The sequence below is a fragment of the Streptomyces griseus subsp. griseus genome, from assembly GCF_000720255.1.
Classification (GTDB): domain Bacteria; phylum Actinomycetota; class Actinomycetes; order Streptomycetales; family Streptomycetaceae; genus Streptomyces; species Streptomyces griseus_I.
In genome coordinates, this window is sequence record NZ_JOJE01000171.1 from 1 (window position 1) to 422 (window position 422).

Genomic DNA, 422 nt, shown 5'->3' on the forward strand with positions numbered 1-422 from the left:
GCACGTGGTCGTCGCCGGCGAACGCCAGCGCCCCGAACCGGGCCGCCTCATTGGTGGCCACCAGGTCGAGCTTGTGCACCATCGGCCGCCACACCAGGGACTCACCCAGCCACCAGTGCCGGTCGTCGCCGACTCGGTCGGCCGCGTGCCGCCGGTACTCGCCGATCCGCGGGTCGTCGACGTCGACCGCGAACATCAGCGACGCGCGCTCCCACGCCCCCGTCGTCTCCCAGGCGTCGAGCAGCCGGGGCACCGACTCCGGGCGGCCCCGCGACGGCACGATCACCAGCAGGTCAGCCACGGTCGCACTCCGGATGCCACGCGAAGTACGGGTGATCCACCACGGGCCGGGGCCGGGTCCCCTGGAGCCGGCCGGCGCGCTGCCACGCCGACCCCGCCGGCGAGTACAGGTAGTGGTAGAG

At 74.2% G+C, this 422-nt stretch carries 1 protein-coding gene; it reads right to left on the bottom strand.

Annotated features, from left to right (window positions below; genetic code table 11):
- A partial coding sequence (locus IG99_RS43645; RefSeq protein WP_037684610.1) for a hypothetical protein occupies positions 1-301 on the bottom strand: 301 nt, incomplete at its 3' end.
- Positions 302-422 lie beyond the last annotated feature (121 nt).